This window comes from Paenibacillus sp. FSL H7-0918 (assembly GCF_038007025.1).
Classification (GTDB): Bacteria; Bacillota; Bacilli; order Paenibacillales; family Paenibacillaceae; genus Paenibacillus_AQ; species Paenibacillus_AQ odorifer.
Window position 1 is genome coordinate 575,930 of record NZ_JBBOWJ010000002.1, and the last position, 18,927, is coordinate 594,856.

Below are 18,927 nucleotides of genomic sequence, written 5' to 3' on the forward strand. Positions count from 1 at the left end.
CCTTTTTCGGTACCATGATTAGGATTACTGGCAAAGCATTAAATGACGCGAGAAGGCTCCTTTTTTAGCTTCACAACGGTCTATGATTGTAAATCCAGCTTCAGTGATCATCTCGTCCATCGGTTCAATCGCAACGATAACCACCCGATCTGCAATCCGGCGCGCATTCACTAGAATCGCGAACTGCTCCTCAGGTGTAATACTAGAATATAGATTATATGGCATATCTACAATGGCTACATCGTAATGATCAGTGATATCCGCAATATCCCCAAGCGTTACCTCACTGGTGAATCCAAAATGGGCAATATTTGTTCTCGCACCGGTAGCAATCATAGGGTTAATATCACGTCCAACCATGTCGATTCCCATTGACAAGGCTTCTACCATTACAGTTCCAATACCACAGCAAGGATCTATAGCACGTATACCTTCAGGATTCGGAATAGCCATATTAACCGCGGCACGGGCAACACGTGTACTAAGCGCGATAGAATAGCTGCGTGGCTTCTTCATTTGGCGGAACCAAGTTGCCTTGTTTTTATGATAAGATCCGAAGTACCAGCGTCCACCCAGCGTAACAATGCCGTATACCAGCTCCGGATGGTTAACATCCGCTTCTCCTTCAATCCGCAACCCAATTTCCCGCTCGATCACTCTGCGCTCATCATACTCTATTTTGTCTGCAGGGCCCAGATCGTTGGTCTTCACAAAAATAACCTTAAACGTCTTGCCGCCAAGCTCCACCTGCTCCGTTTGATCATAAATCTCAGGCAGACTATCCCCTTCATACATTACATCTATCCGCTCTTTAATGAAGGGACTGCGGCTGACATCCACTTCAACCTCACTCTTAAAAAGAGCAGTCGGCACCTGCTCGCCAAAAAGACATCGCAGCTCCATCTGACACAGCGATAATTCGTCCTCTGAACAGGTGTAAGTATAAATAAATGTGTTTGTTCCACTTTCCGTATGCAATATAATCCATCCTCTATCCCAGTGAATTGTTCTGCTGTCTTGTTACTCCTGTGTGTCGTGCTGGTGGTCATAATCTATACGCGCTTTGGCGATCTTCCCATTGTTTTTGTTGACCCAGTCCACAAGCGAGGTTAAAGGTCCCAACAATGATTCTCCTATGCTCGTCAGACCGTATTCCACAGTCAGTGGGACTGTAGGCGTCGCTTTACGCCAAACTAATCCATCCCGTTCCAAATGGCGCAGGGTCTGGGTCAGCATCCGTTGTGATATCCCTCCAGAGCGCCTTTGCAACTCTTTGAACCGCAAAGCTTCAGCACCTAAATTGACTATGATCAGTACACTCCATTTGTCTCCGACCCTGTCCAGAATCTGGCGGGTAATGGAGCAATCCTCCAGCATCGGCATGAACCGGGTGGGTTCTTCCTTTGAATGTTCCAACTGTGGTTACCTCCATGTAACTTAAGCATGTAATAGTGCCTTCTTGTCCCTCAAGCCTATTCAGCTTATCATGGTTACTGTTAGTAATCAACAACCGGAAAGGAACTAATAAATCATGAAAAAGACCATTGCCATCATGGGTGCTGGACCCGGCCTAGGACTCTCAATCGCCAAAAAATTCGGAGCCAACGGATTTCAAGTGGCATTAATCTCTCGAAATGAAGAGAAGCTGAACACCCTTGTTCAGGAACTGCAAGCACTAAATATCGAGGCTGCTGCTTTTCCTGCCGACGTATACAATAAAGAACAAGTAGCCACAGCCTTCGATAATATCAAGAAAAAATACGGCTTTATCGATGTGCTCGAATTCAGCCCGACAAGTGGAAATTACCCTCCTACTCCTGCTTCACAAGTAACCGAAGAAAATGCACAGGATGCCTTTCAGGCACTGGTTGTAGCCGCTATCCGCAGCGTAGCACAGGTATTGCCTGAGATGCTGGAGAAACGCAGCGGCGCACTGCTGTTCACAACCGGATTGTCCTCCGTCTATCCCATGCAGATGATGGGTAATGTTGGCATTGCGCTTAGCGGATTAAGAAACTACGCACTTAACCTGCATGCAGATTTGGCTCCACAAGGAATCTATGTAGGTCATTTAGCACTTGGTGTATTCATTAAACCCGGCACTGCTACAGATCCAGGACTCATCGCTGATGTTTGGTATGAGATGTATATGGACAAAAGCAAAACTGAGGATACTTTTCCCCAAGGTGTGACACCGGCTACAATCATCTGGTGAGAGGTTTGCCCCATCGCTTTTGATCCATAGTGAGTTCTCCAGTATAATGGTTCCTATAGAATGCTAAACAAGACGGTCACGCATGGCCAATAAGCTTATGCCCAGGCGCTTACAAAGCCGGTTTTGCGCAGCAAAACTTAAGGAGGTACATACTCACTATGTCATACGAAACTTATTTTTCAACCCACCGGGATGAACATCTCGAAGAACTAAAACAATGGCTCAGAATTCCAAGTATTTCTGCCTTATCTGAACATAAGGACGATGTACTGAAGGCAGCCCATTGGCTGACAGACACCCTGAAAAAAGCCGGACTTGAGAACATTGAGTTGCATCCGACAGCGGGACATCCCGTTATATATGCCGATTATCTTCATGCTCCAGGCAAACCAACCATTCTCGTGTATGGTCACTACGATGTACAACCAGTAGACCCATTAAACCTATGGACCACACCTCCATTTGAACCAGAGATTCGTGATGGCAAGCTTTATGCACGCGGAGCAACAGATGACAAAGGACAAGTATTCGTTCACCTCAAAGCCATTGAGGCGATCCTGAAACAAGAAGGTACTCTTCCTGTGAATCTCAAGCTTTGCATCGAAGGGGAAGAAGAAATCGGCAGTGTGAATCTGCCTCCGTTCCTTGAAGCCAATAAAGAAAAGCTCGCTGCGGATGCGGTGTTAGTCTCCGATACATCCCTATTGGAACGCGGTCGTCCTGCCATCTGCACTGGGCTACGTGGACTAGCTTCCCTTGAAGTTGATGTAACTACCGCTTTGACAGACCTGCACTCCGGTTCTTACGGCGGCGGTGTTCCGAATGCACTGCATGCCCTAGTATCTTTACTAAGCTCGCTTCATGACGACAAAGGACGTGTATCTGTAGACGGATTCTATGATGGTGTTCCTGAACTTTCCCCAATGCTGCGGGAAGAATTCGTGAAGCAAGGTGTGAATGAAGATAAAATCCGCGAAGGTCTTGGATTGGAATCGTTATACGGGGAAGAAGGTTATTCCTTTGTAGAACGGATTGGCGCTCGTCCTACGCTTGAGCTTAACGGCGTATACGGCGGTTTCCAAGGGGAAGGCAGTAAGACGGTTATCCCTAAAGAAGCCCATGCGAAGATTACCTGCCGCCTAGTAGGCGATCAGGATCCACAGCATATCCTCGATGCCGTTGAAGCACATCTGAAGGCTAATATTCAGACCGGAGCGAAAGTGCATGTTAAGCAAATGGAGAAGGCACGTGCCTTTAACATCGATCCGTCGAATCCTATTCTGCAAACTGCAGCAGACGCATATGGCAAAGTATATGGAACCCGTGCCCTCTTCACCAAAGACGGCGGCTCCATTCCGATCATGGAGAGCTTCTCCCGTGTACTGGAAGCACCTGTCGTTCTGATGGGCTTTGGTCTCGATGATGAGAACCTGCATGCACCGGATGAGCATTTTAACCTGGAGAACTTCGACAAGGGATTACTCACCATTGTTGAGTTCCTAAAGACTGTATAAGCTCCCTACAAACAATTAAAGCCAGGTTCCCTAAATTGGGAGCCTGGCTTTTTAGTATGCGGCCAAACAAAAGAGCATCATTGCTTAGTCCATTTATAAAACCACCATACCATTGCTATCACCATTATTATTAAAAGAAAAATCAGGCTTTTAACTGAGCTACTTATTATTAAAGGTCTTAAATAAGCGATCATTATCCGTCCCCCATATAGAATGAATATAAAAGAGATATAATCACCATATCACTTAATACAAAATATTGAAATAGCAGAGAAACTCTGTGCTTAATCACAATTATTATCCTTCATGTAATATCTCCAGCAACAAAAATAAGCAACGTTTCAATCGTCCCTGAGATATTCTCCACTTTGCCATGACCATAAGGATGAGCTTTATTCGCAGAGCGACTCGACCATCGGACCGAGAAAAAAGCAATCAACGAAGCAACTAAATCTAAGGAGGAGTGGATCGCTTCCGAGATAATTGCTACTGAACCTGTAAGTACTCCGACCATAAGCTTTAAAGAAACGATAAATGTATTGCTAAGTACAGATAGGAACGCAATCTTTGCACCATTCAAAAGTTTCACAACCTTTTCTTAAAAGTACGCTATATTAAAGTTTTTCCATTAGGCAAATAGCATAAACAAAAAAATCCCACCAACCATTAATAGGCTGATGGGATATAAAAAAACCCTTGCATCGCAAGGATTTGGAAGTTTGAATTATGGAGCGGGTGATGGGAATCGAACCCACGCTATCAGCTTGGAAGGCTGAAGTTCTACCATTGAACTACACCCGCACTAGAAAGTGAATACAAGAGTTATTGTATCATCTCTACAAGTAAAAATCAACATTTTTTTAGTTTACAGGGAAGCGCCGAGGGGTGCCTTTTTTAAAAATATCGCCTCAAACTCTGCTGGTTGAATAGGTTTGCTGAACAGAAATCCTTGAGCTTCATGACAATGCTGCTCACGCAAAAACTGCAGCTGCTCCTTGTTCTCAACACCCTCAGCCGTAACCTTCAGCTTCAAATGATGCGCCATAGAAGTGATTGTAGAGACTATAGCAGCATTGTTGCTGTCCTCCATAACCTCTGATACGAACGACCTGTCGATTTTCAATCTGTCGATTGGCATGTTCTTTAGATAATGCAGGGAGCTGTAGCCTGTACCAAAATCATCAATACTGATGAAGACACCAAGCTCTTTCAGACGTTTCAGCTGATCAAAGGCTGTTTCTTTATCCAAGGTCATACTCTCAGTAATCTCAAGGTCGACATAACACGGATCTAATCCAATGTCGGTTAAGATGGTATGAATCCTCCCTGCTAGATTAGGCTGAAGGAATTGCCGCATAGATAGGTTGATGGAGACGCAAATCGGCACATAGCCGGCCAGCTGCCATTTTTTATTCTGCAGACAAGCTGTTTTGAGTACCCATTCCCCAATCGGAACAATGAGTCCACTCTCCTCAGCTAACGGGATAAATTCCGCAGGAGAGACCAGACCACGTTTCGGATGATTCCAGCGGAGCAGAGCTTCCATTCCTACGATCTCTTCCGTCTCCAGCAAAACCTTTGGCTGATACACCAGAAAGAATTCATTGCGTTCAAGCGCTCTGCGGAGGTCATTTTCCAGCTTTAGACGTTCCTTTGCTTTCATCTGCATAGCTGGGATATACCGGCGAATCTCCACTCCCTGTTCCTTGGCATTATGTACAGCCGTATCAGCATTCTGAATCAGATGTTCCGCAGTTTCACCGTCACCGGGATAAATACTTAACCCCATACTAAGCGAAATATGGTACTCCCCCGACTCTAAGGCAATAGGTACCTCAAACAATCGATGCAGCTCCGTAGCTCGTACCAAACATTCTCCAAGACTTGCTCTCTCCATCATAAGAAAAGCGAACTCATCCGCCCCCATACTATAAAGCTCTTCAGTAGATTTGGCCTCATTCACAAGCCGCTCAGACACCAGCTTCAATAAATGGTCTCCGGCAAAATGGCCCAGGGAGTCATTTATATTCTTGAAATGATTAATATTCATAATAGCTAACGCTGAGAATTTATCGCTCGTTTTCTTCTCTCCAGCAATAATCATCTCTTCTACACGCTGCGTCAGACGACGTCTATTGGGAAGTCCCGTTAAATCATCATGATAGGCTAAATAATTGATCCGCTCCTCAGCCAACTGCTTTTCGTAAAAAGGTTCTTCAATCGTCAGACGATATACTCCGGTAAGCAGCAAGTAGTAAGCAACTCCGCTACACACCATTCCAAAAAGATCATCTATATTGCCACTACTGAATGGACTCATAAAAAAGGCTTGGCCCAAAGAGAAAAAGATAAGTGCTCGAATAATAATAAGCAGTGAGGCTGACTTTTCACTTTTTTCAGGAAATACAATAACTGCAACACCTGCCAAGTAAACAAAAAGAACTGCTAAATCAGCAATCTGCTTCAATGGATTCATCCAAGGCTTAGTTAATAACTGAGGCAATGCCGAGTGGCTGAAAATAAACAAAACAATGGAAAGCACAATCAACATGAAGGCTATTCTAAACAATTTTCTTTTTTCAGAGACAGACACGGGCTTATCTTCCCTGCTAAAAATAAACAACATTCCTAAACCGCTGATTAGTCGTGAGAGGGTTCGCAGCCACAACGATTCTTCAAAAGTTATGAATGATGAAATCAACGGGACGCCGACAAAACCCAGTGTATGCAAGAAATCAATAATACATATTCCACCAAAAAGAGCAGCGGCATATAATCTTCCTTTAGATAATCTGCTAGAGAAGAATAACCAGCCCTGTGCAAATATCGCAAATCCAAAAGCAACATTACAGCAGCCGACAATGAGATAGAGAGAAGAAATAATATCCCAATCGTCCAATCGGTTAAGCGATGTATGGAAAATTTGAATTAAAAGGAACAGCAAGGCGCCTACAGCAGCTGCTTGAATTGTCTTTTTCTCTTCTTGTCTCATAAGTCCCTCGCGTCTGAAAATAATATCTATTAATTAACATTCAAGTATAGTTATGTCCTATGTATAAATATCGGCGGGATAGGACTTTTAAGTTACATTTCTTTTATGGGCATTCAAAAGGAAGGCGCGTTTATAAGTTATATATTCATAAATCTTGCATAAATATAAACCATTTTCTGCTAGCAGGCAACCAAAAAAGCACTTCCCCCTACGAAAGGGTTCAGTGCTTCTAAGAAACTCAAGTTTATTTGTCACCAAAGGTTACTTCTGGTGTTGTAAGCTTATCAAAAAAATCAACGGATTTATCCTTGTCTGCAGATGCACGAAGTGCCATTGCTGAACGTGGATGCTCATCAAGTGTACCTGTGATCATATAAGGAATGATATAGCCCCACTCCTCTTTCTCACGCAAAGGAATCATCAGGCGTTCAATAATATCAAGCACAGGGCGCAAGGAGTAACGTGTTTTCTTCAAATGAGTTACTAACAGCTCTGTAGGGCAATTTCCTGCAGCTCGTCCCATTCCATAACAAGAAGCATCCAGTAACTCTACACCATTCTCAGCAGCAATCAACGTGTTGGAGAACGCCAACTGAAGATTATTGTGAGTATGTACGCCTAGACGTTTGTTTGGCAGATGTGTCTTGAACTTCTCAACCAGATAATTCATGTCATTGTGATCCAAGCTGCCGTATGAATCTACAATATATACCACATCAACAACGCTCTCACGGATCATTTCAAAAGCTTCCAACAATTCATTCTCCATAACATTAGACAAAGCCATAATGTTGATCGTTGTCTCATAGCCTAGATCATGGAAAGTTTGTACCAATTGCAAGGCTTTCTCTACATCTTTGCTGTAGCATGCCACACGAATCAAATCCAGCATACTTTCGCTGCGGGGCAAAATATCATTCTCATCCACGCGGCCGATATCAACCAAAGCAGATAGCTTGGTGTGACCTTTTTGCGGAATCACTTTACGCAGGAAATCATCGTCCAGAAAACGCCATGGTCCGGCACCCTCTGCTCCTTTGAGCAATTTTGGTGAATTTTTATAACCGATTTCCATATAATCAACACCAGCTTCATTCAAGCCGGCATATAAGTTTTGTACAAATTCCACACTAAAATCCCAGTTGTTCACTAGGCCCCCATCTCGGATGGTGCAGTCAACAATCTTACATTGATTAGTCTTCATAATTATCTCCCTTCAACTATTGCAATCATTATAACCGCGAATATAGCTTTACTATGCAATTTATATCGTATAATCATACTTTAATGAAGAATAAAATGTAAAGGAATTTCATCTTCTTCTCTTTAATGCTATTACCACATCGTGTCAGCGACAATGATCACAGTAAATAAGCCCTAAAAATGCTACATTACAAGAAAATCATTGAGATTGATTATCAGTCTCTTTTGGAGGGATAAAAATGGCTTCTACCTCTTGCTCATTACTGCGACTACAACCGGGTTCGACTGGATGTATTCATAAAATAGAAGGAATCAACCCCATCCTGCGTCGTCGTCTGGCTGATCTTGGAGTGTCCGAGGGTGTAAGCATTCGCCTGAAAGGAAAAGGACCTTTTTTAGGACCTATTACCTTGGAATGCAATGGACAACTGTTCGCCATCCGCCGGAAGGAAGCTTCATTGATTGAGGTGAACGTGTCTTGAGTTCAATAGCACTTGTAGGTAACCCCAATACAGGTAAAACCTCTCTCTTCAATACATTGACCTCCTCATACGAATATGTTGGTAACTGGTCTGGGGTAACGGTAGAAAAGAAGATCGGCAGCCTGAAGAACGGCGCTGGCAAGCTCATTGATTTGCCGGGCATTTATTCCTTGCACCCACTCTCACGTGATGAGGGAGTTGCTGCCCAGTATTTAATAGAAGAATCTCCTGAAGCCTTAATTAATATCGTGGATGCTTCACAGCTGGAACGAAATCTGCTGCTCACGCTTCAATTACTTGAGTATGGCAAACCTACCTTACTCGGACTGAATATGATTGACGTCGCTAATGCACGTGGAATTCGCATCAATCATGAAGTCTTACAATCACGACTGGGTATAACTGTCCTCCCACTTGTTGCAAGAACGGGAAAAGGCTGCGCACAAGTCCTCAGTATTTTAGAGAAATCCTCTGCGATTCCCGCTGTAAAGTTCAAGTTAAACTACGGTGAGATTGTAGAGCATGCGATATCTTCTATAGAAAAGGAATTACTTCCTATCAAGGACTTACCCAATCACCGCTGGATTGCTCTACAGCTTATGGAGCAGAATCCGGTTATTCTTCATTTTCTAAAGACACGTATGGACACCACCCGCCTGCTAAATATCTGTGAATCCTGTCAGAGTGAGCTACAGATCAAAAAGCTGGCCCTGACGCTCCCCCAATGGATTCGCTCACAGCGGATGGATTATATCCACTCCATTTGTGAGGTTGTACTTGATACAACAACGCAGAAGCCTCATAACTTAACAGAAAAATTAGATTCCATATTGACGCATCGTTTTCTAGGACTGCCCTTATTTATCTTCTTTATGTATGCTCTCTTTAAGACCACATTTGACTGGGTCGGCGGACCTCTATCAGATCTCCTCGATGGCCTGATCTCCGGACCGATTAGTGATGGAGCCAATTCCCTGCTACAGACGCTTGGAGCATCCAGCTTCACCCATGCCCTGATCGTCGAAGGATTAATTAGCGGTGTAGGGGGCGTCCTCGTCTTTGTCCCGCAAATCTTCATTCTCTTCCTGATCATTTCCTTCTTGGAGGATTCAGGATACATGGCTCGGGTTTGCTTATTAATGGACAGCACGATGGAACGTATGGGACTAAACGGAAAAGCATTTATTCCATTCATCATTGGCTTTGGCTGCAATGTACCTGCCATAATGGCGGCGCGCAGCATCGAACAGCCCAAAGACCGAATGCTGACCACATTGCTAATGCCGCTGATGTCCTGTTCTGCGAGACTGCCTGTTTACGCTTTATTCGCAGCTGTGTTTTTTCCGGCGCAAGAGGCCGTAGCAGTTCTGTCCATGTATGTGATGGGTATTGTGTTTGCGCTGATTCTTTGTAAGGTATTCTCTAAATATTTATTCAAAAATGAATCCTCAGTTTTCATGATCGAGCTTCCACCTTATCGCATGCCGCAGATCAAGACCTTATCGCGCAGCACTTGGGAAAAGGGCAAAGGTTTCCTGCGAAAAGCTGGAACTATTATTCTTGCAGGCTCAGCAATTATTTGGTTTATGTCTTATGCCGGTCCTGGCGGGTTTGATGTGGACATGGATCACAGCTTCCTGGCTAAGTTTGGAGGTATGATCGCCCCGCTACTGGCACCGCTTGGTTTCGGAACATGGCAGGCTGGCTCTACATTGGTTCCGGGTTTTTTGGCAAAAGAGGTCGTAGTCTCTACCATGAATATCATCTATCATGCACCAGATGCTGCTGGTTTAGAAAATCAAATTTCTCAAGTCTTCACACCATTGAGTTCGATCAGCTTTATGGCCTTTATCCTGCTATATATTCCTTGTTTGGCTACTGTAGGGGTAATCAAAAAAGAAACAGCGTCTTGGAAATGGACCTTCTTCTCCATGGGCTATTCTCTCGTTCTGGCGTATATCGTATCTTTAATTATTTTTCAAGGCGGACGGTTATTAGGATGGTCGTAGACTTGTAAATTATAAGATTCTCATGATGAAAGTGGGGTACCATTATGATAAATGTTGTGATTGTCGCCTTAATTTTCGGTTATTCTGGCTGGACCATCTATCGACATGTGCAAAAGGGGAAGCAGGGCGCTTGTGCAGGCTGTGATAAAGGAAAAAGCTGCTCGGCAGCATCGGTGGATTCCCCTCTTTCTTGTTGTTCAACACCGGTTAACAACAAGAAGTAAGCTTGTAAAACGAGCAATAAATAGAGATTTATCGTTTAGCCTCCTTAACTAACGGGTATGTTTGTTATAAGCAACTACAGACAATACCAAGGAGGTAATTCCTATGAATACCAAAAAGACATTATTTACAACAGTCGCATTGGGAGCAGTATATTTACTGAAGAATAAGGGAACTCGCGATAAAATTATGAACGGCATTCAATCCTACACTTCCCAATCGAAGGCCAAAAAATCCAGTGGTACTGTTTAAGCTTCTGCTCTTGGATTTCAATAAAGGGTGTTCCCTAAACCAGACTCTGGTTTAGGGAACACCCCTTGTTGTTTAGAACGGACAGCTCCCCGGATGTTTAGATCTCGCTTTCGCTCAGCAGCCACTGAATGATAGAACGAACCATGACACCTGTTGCTCCCTTAGGATTAACTCCACGTTCTTTAGATACATATGCAGTGCCAGCAATGTCTAGATGAATCCATGGCAAGCCCTCAGCAAACTCACCTACAAATAATCCGCCTGTAGTAGCTCCACCATATCTTCCAGCAGTGTTACGGATATCGGCAACCTCGCTCTTTAGCATCTCACGAAATTCCGGGTATGCCGGAAGCGGCCAGACCTTTTCCCCTGAATAGCTTGAAGCGGCCAGAAATCGCTCCAGAAACGCTTCATCATTAGTCACAGCACCCGTTGCTATATCTCCCAAAGTGGACAACACAGCGCCTGTCAGCGTAGCTACATCGATAATACGTTTCGCTCCCCATTCCCTAGCATAAGTCAGCGCATCTCCCAGGACAATTCTGCCTTCAGCGTCGGTATTCAACACTTCTATCGTTCGTCCGCTCATGGAGGTAATAACATCTCCAGGCTTAAAAGCATTGGCCGATGGCATATTCTCCGCAGAAGGAATAACCATAACGACATTAATTCGTGGACGTAAGCGGCCAAGTGCCACCATTACTCCGAGTACTGCCGCTGCCCCTCCCATATCACTAATCAGCTCTTCCATACCTGATGCTCTTTTTAAGGAGATCCCGCCGGTGTCAAAGGTAACTCCCTTCCCTACAAGCCCCACTACGTTATCCCAATTCCCTGTCCCCTGATAACGGATGACGATCATTCGTGGAGGGTTTACACTTCCTTTTCCGACGGCGAGCAATCCGCCCATTCCTTTTTGCTCAATTTCCCGTTCATCCAGCACCTCAGAAGGAAAGCCATATCGCTCAGCAACCTCTATAGCGGCCACAGCAAGGTCTGAGGGGGTCAATAGATTACCAGGCATGTTGGTCAAGCTCCGCGCCAAATTCGTGGCCTCACCGAAAGCTAGCCCCTTCTGAATGCCTTGAGTCCAATCCCGCCCGGCAGTACCCTCTAATTTCTCTTTTATAGTGAAAACAACTGCTGTTGGGCCTGTATAAAAAGACTGCACCTGCTTATAGGTAGCCCGACGATAGGAACCAAGCATTAGCCCCTCCGTCAGCGCATAAGCAATAGAAGTCACATCCTTCTCTACGGTAAGCTCCTGTAATTTTTCCGGCACTTCAAATACCAGCTTGAGCGCCTTCAAACGAAGTGCTGCACGGGCTGTCTGAGCCCCCATTTGCCTTAGATCCTCAGTCGTGAGAAGTTGGTCCCCCCTGCCAACCAAAATAACAACAGGACAACCAGATGAATTCTCAGCAGGTAGTACATAAGTCTGATTAAGCTTGCCTTTAAATAAACCTGCCTTTCCCAATAGGCGAATTCTGTCATCCCAGCCCTCGGAAAATCCTCCATTTTCGACCTCAGACTCAGAAATAATAAGGATAAGGGCATCACCCTGCACATTGTTGGCAACACCACTGTTGTATTCTATATTCATTGTGATTCCCTCCATTTGTTTCCCCAAACCAACACCCATTGTAACATAAGCAAAGGCTGATCTCCGCATCTGTATTATCCGCAGGGATCAGCCTCTTATTACTTATTCTAATGGATTAATGGCAAAGAGATCACAAAATGAGTACCCTCGTTGACTCTGCTGCTAACAGAAATGCATCCGCCATGATTTTTGATGATGCGGTCACTTACGGAAAGACCCAATCCTGTACCATTCTCTTTGGTAGTAAAGAAAGGATTAAATAACCTGTCCAGTGTACGAATATCCATTCCTTTACCGTTGTCAGATATGAACATACGGACCTCAGAGCCTTCTCTGCGGGCACCAACCTCGATTTTCCCCATCGAATCATCTTCTCGATCCGCTACAGCCTCCATTGCATTTCTAATCATATTAAGCACAACTTGCTTCATCTGTTTGACATCGCCAGAAATCACCATGTCCTCTTGAAGAGGATGAAGATTGATCTGGCAGCCCTTCATTAAAGCTTCGCTCTCTGTAAGGAGAACAACCTCCTTGAGCAATGCGGACACGGGTATCATCCCCACCTGCGGAACTGACGGCTTAGAGGAGGACAGAAATTCATGGATAATATCGTTCGCACGATCGATCTCGGCCAATATAATCTTGGCATATTCCTCTTTCCCCAGTTGATGCAAGTATGGATGAAGCAGTTGAATAAATCCCCGGATCGCGGTCAACGGATTCCGGATTTCATGGGCAATAGATGCGGATAATTTGCCTAGCATAGCCAAGCTATCGTTCTGGTAAGCCGTTTGTTCGATTAACTTATAATCCGAGATTTCCTTGACAGTGAACAAATAACAGCCTTTCATTTGCTCTCCGCAGCATAAAGTAACCTTCCAGTAACGGCCATACTCGTCTAGAAACTCATAATTTGATTTTCCTTTGTATACCATCTCTCTGTAGCTCTGCAGTACTTGTTTTTTCTTGGAACGGCTCAGTCGAACATTAGACAGCAGATGGGAAAATGTGCAGCCCACAAGAGAGTGACGGGTAAGCTCAAGCATCCCGTACATTTGCTTATTTACAAAACTTATAACTCCCTCTTCATCAAAAAGCATGATTCCGCTGTCAATATTCTCTAGAACATCCTCGTATGTAGTATCCACAGGTCCAGTTTGATAGGTTCTTCCCGGTAATAGAAGACTTTCTTGATATTGGCTAATCACGATACGAAGTTCCCCCTTTTACTGCATTTGACGAAGACGCTTAAGCGACATCAAATTACTATGTATTTGAGTGTATGACGAAGCCGCCAGAACATTCGGTAATCGTTGCACTTTTTCCAACCGGTTCAATTATATTCCAATCATATCCAAGAGAACTAGACAACGCAATCGGAGAAACTGTCGAATGGTAAAAAAATTCATAAAATGATTCCAAAGACATATGAAACATCACATCAAATTATATTTATCGCTATTTATTCGCCTAAATGATTTAAAAAAATCTAAAAAGGATCACGAAAAACTAAAAAGGATTATAAAAAGCTAAAAAGCCCCCGCGATTGCGGAGGCTTACATGGAAAAATGGGGCATGCCCAAAAAATTAGTAATAAACTTATGCCTTTTGTTGCAGGCGTAGACGGCGCTGACTCATCACAGCTAACCTTTTTTTCAATTCCCGTTCCCACTTGGTATCCTCAATCTGTTTGGCTACAGCTAGCAGGTCAAGCGCCATATCGATCTGATTGCGTACAACGGCTAGAGGATCTTCACTCTCGACGTTAATGACGTTCTCGAATATTGCAGTTTCGTCTTCCATGACATAGTCCTGAAAGTCCACGTCGGTAACACCATCTCCATGTGCATATTCCGCTAAGATCTCATATTCATTCTCGACCTTGTAGTGAACCTCCACACGATGACATACCGGACAAAAAAGCAGGGGAACATTATGGACTTGCGTGCGATAATGTTTTAGGGTCCCCTTTGTTCCTACCATACTCGCTCCACAGCAAAAGCTCATATTTGTTCGCCCTCCTTAGAAATAACCCTTTGATTGTTTATTATTGTATTACATTACCCCAATGGAGATTCCTCCACTCGAGGACATAATATAACTTTTCGCGCCTATTTTCAAATCTATTTAGATATACAAGATCTTTTGGAGCAAAAAACCCCCTTACAGAAAATTTTCTGCAAGGAGGTAGAAATCAGAATATCAAGGATCACTATGATAACGGTCTAAAATTTACAGATTCTTATCTCCCGGCTTCCAGTTCATTGGGCATAAACCACCAGATTGCAAGGCTTGCAGAACACGAAGTGTTTCTTCCACGCTGCGGCCTACATCATTGTGGTTAACGACTTGATATTTCAATTCGCCTTCAGGATCGATTATGAACAAACCACGCAATGCGATACCTTCTTCTTCAATCAGAATGCCATAGTCTTTAGAGACTTGTTTCGTAATATCAGCTGCAAGCGGGAAATTCAAACGACCCAGGCCATTAGAATCCTTAGGGGTATTGATCCAAGCTTTGTGGCTGTGGATCGAATCGATGCTTGCGCCGAGAATCGCTGTATCAAGTGCTTCAAACTGTGCTGCTGCGTCACTGAGAGCTGTGATTTCAGTTGGACATACAAATGTGAAATCAAGCGGATAGAAGAAGAATACAAGCCATTTGCCACGATAATCAGACAAGCTTACTTTACCAAAATCCTTACCATCACCTGATACGGTTTCCATAGTAAAATCGGGAGCCGGTCTACCTACTAAACGTTCCGCCATTGCTAGAATCCTCCCTCTGATTATGTAAGAAAAAGTACCATTTGTATCTCTCAATATACTGAAATATACTGAAATATATTGAAATTTGCAGAAATCGATAATATCTTGTCTACTAAACAAATGGTATCATCGCACAAAATCAAAGTCAAGATTAGATCAATTATTTATTTATAATCATTATAAACTAATAATTAAGCTTTGCGGATTGCTGCAACAATCAGGTCGCCCATTTCAGTTGTACTGATCGCTTTGCTCTTATCCACGGCGATATCACTTGTACGGTGTCCTGCATCCAATACTGCAGCAACTGCAGCTTCGATTGCAGCAGCAGCATCCTCATAACCAAAGGTTAAGCGGAACATAAGGGCCAGTGACAAGATTGTTGCGATCGGGTTCGCAAGCCCTTGTCCGGCAATATCAGGAGCAGAGCCGTGAACGGGCTCGTAGAGACCATAGTTGCCGTCACCCATCGAAGCCGAAGCAAGCATACCGATAGAACCTGTCAGCATAGCAGCCTCGTCGCTTAGGATATCACCAAACATGTTCTCAGTAACGATAACGTCAAAGCTAGATGGACGGCGCAGCAGCTGCATTGCGCAGTTATCAACCAGTACATGCTCTACCTCTACCTCCGGATATTCTGGAGCGATCTTATTCACAACCTCACGCCACAAACGTGAAGTTTCAAGTACATTCGCTTTATCAACACTCGCCAGTTTATTGCGGCGCTTGCCGGCAATTTCAAAAGCTTGGCGGACAATTCGTTCTACTTCCATTACGTTATATACACAGGTGTCCACAGCTTCTTCACCATGTTCTCCTTGACGGCGCAATTTATCTCCGAAATAAATCCCGCCAGTCAGTTCGCGAACTACCATAAGATCTGTGCCTTCCAGGACTTCAGGCTTCAAAGTCGAAGCATCCTTAAGACAGTCAAATACGACAGCTGGACGCAGGTTGGAGAACAACCCCAGTGCTTTGCGAATTCCGAGCAGTCCGGTTTCAGGACGAAGCTCCTTTGGATTATTATCCCATTTTGGTCCACCAACAGCACCCAATAACACAGCATCTGCGCTACGACAGATTTCAAGTGTATCTTCCGGCAGCGGAGTGCCCTTCTCGTCTATAGCGATACCGCCAAATAATGCATGCTCTGTTTCAAAGGCATAACCGAATACTTCTTCTGTTACTTTCAATACTTTTTCCGCTTCTGCTACAACTTCTGGTCCAATACCGTCCCCTGCGATAACGGCGATTTTTTTAACTTCACTCATCTCAGTCACTCCTCAAGTTTTCTGCTCTAACAGACATAGTTCTTCTTTATATTGTTGTATCATACCCAGTCGTAAAGGACAAAGATATAGATTCTATTGAACTGATAGGTATAGCCTATAAACAGTGAGAATCAGAACACCACCGTAAATGCTGAGCATATTTGCTCTTAGTTCTGAAGATGTTTACAATTACTATGAAGTCATCTATCAAAGGAGTGAATGCGAAGTGCATTATACAAAGCTTGGCAAATCCGGCATGAAGGTCAGTCGCCTATGTCTAGGAACGATGAATTTTGGCCCACAGACGGATGAAAAAGAAGCCTTCCGCATCATGGACGCTGCACTGGATGCAGGTGTTAATTTTTTTGATACCGCTAACATTTACGGCTGGGGCGAAAATTCTGGCCTGACTGAAACCATTATCGGACGCTGGTTTAAACAAGGCGGCGGGCGGCGGGAAAAGGTTGTACTAGCCACCAAAGTTTATGGAGCCATGAATGATAAGCTTGATGGTCCTAATGATGAAGAAGGATTATCCTCATATATCATTCGCCGCCATCTTGAAGGGTCCCTGCAGCGTCTTCAGACCGATCATATTGAATTGTACCAGATGCATCATATAGACCGCAGTACGTCCTGGGAAGAGCTCTGGGGGGCTTTCGAGCTGGCTGTGAGTCAAGGCAAGATTGGTTATGTCGGTTCCAGTAACTTCGCAGGCTGGGATATCGCCATAGCACAACAAGAAGCAAAGGCTCGTGGTTTTCTTGGACTAGTCTCAGAGCAGCATAAATACAGTCTGACCTGTCGGCTTCCTGAACTTGAAGTTTTGCCAGCCGCTCGCCATCTGGGGCTAGGTATTATTCCTTGGAGTCCACTCGATGGAGGTCTGCTCGGAAGAAATGCACTCAAAAAAATAGAGGGCAGCCGAAGTGGCGGAAATGCAGATCGTGTAGAACAGCACAAGAGCCAGCTTGAGGCTTTTTCCAGCTTATGTATGGAGCTAGGAGAACCACAGGATAATGTCGCTCTTGCTTGGCTACTGGCTAATCCTGCTGTAACAGCTCCTATTATCGGCCCCCGCACACTGGAGCAATTTGAGAGTGCGCTGCGCAGTCTTGAGATTGTACTAGATGAAGCTGTGCTTAAACGACTAGATGAAATATTCCCTGGACCCGGCGGTGAAGCCCCTAAAGCCTATGCTTGGTAGGTAAGTTCTATCACAAAAGGAGCTGAGGCCTCAGCAGAATCCATTCGCTGAAGCCTCAGCTCCCTTTTACTCATACTTATTCAGCTGTGTCCACGGTCACACTTCCATTACTCGTGCTTAAATCCACAGTATACGTGGCTTTACCAAGCACAGCGGTACCATAGCTATCGCCGTCCCGATCCCAGGGTACATTCCCCTTCAGCGAGCCATTGCTTGTATCTGCAATAATTTTCGCATCCGACACGGCCGGCAAGCCCACTATAATCTTTCCGTTACTGGATGTACATTTCCAGTTTCCGGTCACTGCTGAGTTTATAGTAATTTTGCCGTTGCTGCTCTTGGCTGACAACGCCCCATCAATGTTATCCAATACTATGGCTCCATTAGAGCTCACAAGTTCAACTTCACCTTGGATATTCTGTACGGATAGTGACCCATTGCTGGTATGTGCATCCACTTCGCCGACAATATCATGAATATTTAATGCACCATTACTTGTCTCAACCTCTATACCTGACTTAAGATTCCAGGCTTCTATAGAGCCATCACTTGTCTCAACCTCAACAGCAAGGTTATTGGGTGCACTTATATTTAAATAAGGACTTTTGGTATTGAATCCAAACTGAATGTTAGAGAACCAATTATGATCGGTATCAAGCTCCATAATCAGTGTATCTCCTTCAGTACTAACCTTCCATTTCTTTTCCAGCGCACTTTCAGCATCACTTTGCGAGTTTCCAGGCAGCAGTAAACTCCCCTCATAATCCAAAGAGCCTCCAGCTACACCCTCAACCTTTACTTTTCCACTTGGAAGTACGATTTTGAGCGTCGTAATATTCTCTTTCACTTCCACATTCCCACTAAGCGGAGTTAGATGTGTATTACCGATCAGATTGCTGAGTGAACCTCCAGCCATTACTGTCTGAGCAGCACTTGCTCCGATCAGTACAATAATTAACAGGATGGCCCAGCCGCTTACACGGCTTTTGACATCGGATTTGATAAAAAGTCTAATCAACATCTCAATTCCGAATAAGACCAACAACGCCGGCCATAAAAAACCAAGCACCTCATAGCTGATCATATCATACTGAGCCATCACGATAATGACACCAAGGGCAATGCAGCCCAAGGCTGCTGTGAAACTTCCTATTTTCCATCTCCCCATAGTTAAATCCC

The 18,927-nt window shown here is 44.3% G+C and carries 17 protein-coding genes, 1 tRNA gene and 1 pseudogene; 7 read left to right on the forward strand and 12 right to left on the reverse strand.

From position 1 onward, the window contains the following. Nucleotides 1-24 precede the first annotated feature (24 nt). Nucleotides 25-978, reverse strand: coding sequence for an RNA methyltransferase (locus MHI15_RS16485; RefSeq protein ID WP_076125464.1), 954 nt, complete (start codon nt 976-978; stop codon nt 25-27). A gap of 42 nt (nt 979-1,020) precedes the next feature. Continuing rightward, nucleotides 1,021-1,416, reverse strand: a complete 396-nt coding sequence (locus MHI15_RS16490; protein ID WP_244886429.1) for a winged helix-turn-helix transcriptional regulator — start codon at nt 1,414-1,416, stop codon at nt 1,021-1,023. Nucleotides 1,417-1,531: 115 nt separating this feature from the next. Between MHI15_RS16490 and MHI15_RS16495 the strand changes: the two genes are divergently transcribed. Both MHI15_RS16495 and MHI15_RS16500 read left to right on the forward strand, forming a co-directional pair. Further along, nucleotides 1,532-2,215, forward strand: coding sequence for an SDR family NAD(P)-dependent oxidoreductase (locus MHI15_RS16495; RefSeq protein WP_076282243.1), 684 nt, complete (start codon nt 1,532-1,534; stop codon nt 2,213-2,215). Between the two features lie 158 nt (nt 2,216-2,373). Then, nucleotides 2,374-3,729, forward strand: coding sequence for a dipeptidase (locus MHI15_RS16500; RefSeq protein ID WP_036680069.1), 1,356 nt, complete (start codon nt 2,374-2,376; stop codon nt 3,727-3,729). Between the two features lie 316 nt (nt 3,730-4,045). Here the strand turns inward: MHI15_RS16500 and MHI15_RS16505 are convergent. The 4 genes and pseudogenes from MHI15_RS16505 to MHI15_RS16520 form a co-directional block, all read right to left on the reverse strand. Beyond that, a pseudogene (locus MHI15_RS16505) lies at nt 4,046-4,309 on the reverse strand (cation diffusion facilitator family transporter); the annotation flags it as partial. A 147-nt stretch (nt 4,310-4,456) separates the two neighbouring features. Then, nucleotides 4,457-4,530 (reverse strand) — tRNA-Gly (locus MHI15_RS16510). A 64-nt stretch (nt 4,531-4,594) separates the two neighbouring features. Further along, nucleotides 4,595-6,721: a putative bifunctional diguanylate cyclase/phosphodiesterase gene (locus tag MHI15_RS16515; RefSeq protein ID WP_076192986.1), complete on the reverse strand. Its 2,127-nt coding sequence runs from the start codon at nt 6,719-6,721 to the stop codon at nt 4,595-4,597. A gap of 244 nt (nt 6,722-6,965) precedes the next feature. Next, the gene (locus tag MHI15_RS16520; protein ID WP_339189972.1) at nt 6,966-7,925 is read right to left on the reverse strand and encodes an aldolase catalytic domain-containing protein; all 960 of its coding nucleotides are present in this window, start codon (nt 7,923-7,925) and stop codon (nt 6,966-6,968) included. A 238-nt stretch (nt 7,926-8,163) separates the two neighbouring features. On the opposite strand from MHI15_RS16520, the gene MHI15_RS16525 reads away from it, so the two are divergent. From MHI15_RS16525 to MHI15_RS16540, 4 genes are all read left to right on the forward strand, one after another. Then, complete coding sequence (locus MHI15_RS16525; protein ID WP_076218517.1) at nt 8,164-8,406, forward strand: FeoA family protein; 243 nt, start codon at nt 8,164-8,166, stop codon at nt 8,404-8,406. Next, complete coding sequence (gene feoB / locus MHI15_RS16530) at nt 8,403-10,415, forward strand: ferrous iron transport protein B (protein WP_341088643.1); 2,013 nt, start codon at nt 8,403-8,405, stop codon at nt 10,413-10,415. The genes MHI15_RS16525 and feoB overlap by 4 nt, the downstream gene beginning before the upstream one ends. A gap of 44 nt (nt 10,416-10,459) precedes the next feature. Then, nucleotides 10,460-10,639, forward strand: coding sequence for a FeoB-associated Cys-rich membrane protein (locus MHI15_RS16535; protein WP_076125472.1), 180 nt, complete (start codon nt 10,460-10,462; stop codon nt 10,637-10,639). Between the two features lie 103 nt (nt 10,640-10,742). Further along, a complete protein-coding gene (locus MHI15_RS16540) occupies nt 10,743-10,889 on the forward strand; it encodes a hypothetical protein (protein ID WP_172628785.1) in 147 nt (48 codons plus the stop codon). Nucleotides 10,890-10,986: 97 nt separating this feature from the next. On the opposite strand, the gene MHI15_RS16545 is transcribed toward MHI15_RS16540, so the two are convergent. The 5 genes from MHI15_RS16545 to leuB form a co-directional block, all read right to left on the reverse strand. After that, a complete protein-coding gene (locus MHI15_RS16545) occupies nt 10,987-12,492 on the reverse strand; it encodes a leucyl aminopeptidase (protein WP_175623600.1) in 1,506 nt (501 codons plus the stop codon). A gap of 107 nt (nt 12,493-12,599) precedes the next feature. Then, nucleotides 12,600-13,703: an ATP-binding protein gene (locus MHI15_RS16550; RefSeq protein WP_036680098.1), complete on the reverse strand. Its 1,104-nt coding sequence runs from the start codon at nt 13,701-13,703 to the stop codon at nt 12,600-12,602. A 391-nt stretch (nt 13,704-14,094) separates the two neighbouring features. After that, nucleotides 14,095-14,502 (reverse strand): hypothetical protein, encoded by a 408-nt coding sequence (locus MHI15_RS16555; protein ID WP_036680100.1) that lies wholly within the window; start codon nt 14,500-14,502, stop codon nt 14,095-14,097. Between the two features lie 225 nt (nt 14,503-14,727). Further along, nucleotides 14,728-15,267: a peroxiredoxin gene (locus MHI15_RS16560; RefSeq protein WP_036680102.1), complete on the reverse strand. Its 540-nt coding sequence runs from the start codon at nt 15,265-15,267 to the stop codon at nt 14,728-14,730. A gap of 191 nt (nt 15,268-15,458) precedes the next feature. After that, nucleotides 15,459-16,541 (reverse strand): 3-isopropylmalate dehydrogenase, encoded by a 1,083-nt coding sequence (gene leuB, locus MHI15_RS16565; protein ID WP_036680106.1) that lies wholly within the window; start codon nt 16,539-16,541, stop codon nt 15,459-15,461. Between the two features lie 226 nt (nt 16,542-16,767). On the opposite strand from leuB, the gene MHI15_RS16570 reads away from it, so the two are divergent. Then, on the forward strand, nt 16,768-17,748 hold the full coding sequence (locus MHI15_RS16570; RefSeq protein ID WP_076125476.1) for an aldo/keto reductase: 981 nt from the start codon (nt 16,768-16,770) through the stop codon (nt 17,746-17,748). A gap of 76 nt (nt 17,749-17,824) precedes the next feature. Here the strand turns inward: MHI15_RS16570 and MHI15_RS16575 are convergent, their stop codons facing one another. Further along, the gene (locus MHI15_RS16575) at nt 17,825-18,916 is read right to left on the reverse strand and encodes a DUF4097 family beta strand repeat-containing protein (RefSeq protein WP_341164621.1); all 1,092 of its coding nucleotides are present in this window, start codon (nt 18,914-18,916) and stop codon (nt 17,825-17,827) included. Nucleotides 18,917-18,927 lie beyond the last annotated feature (11 nt).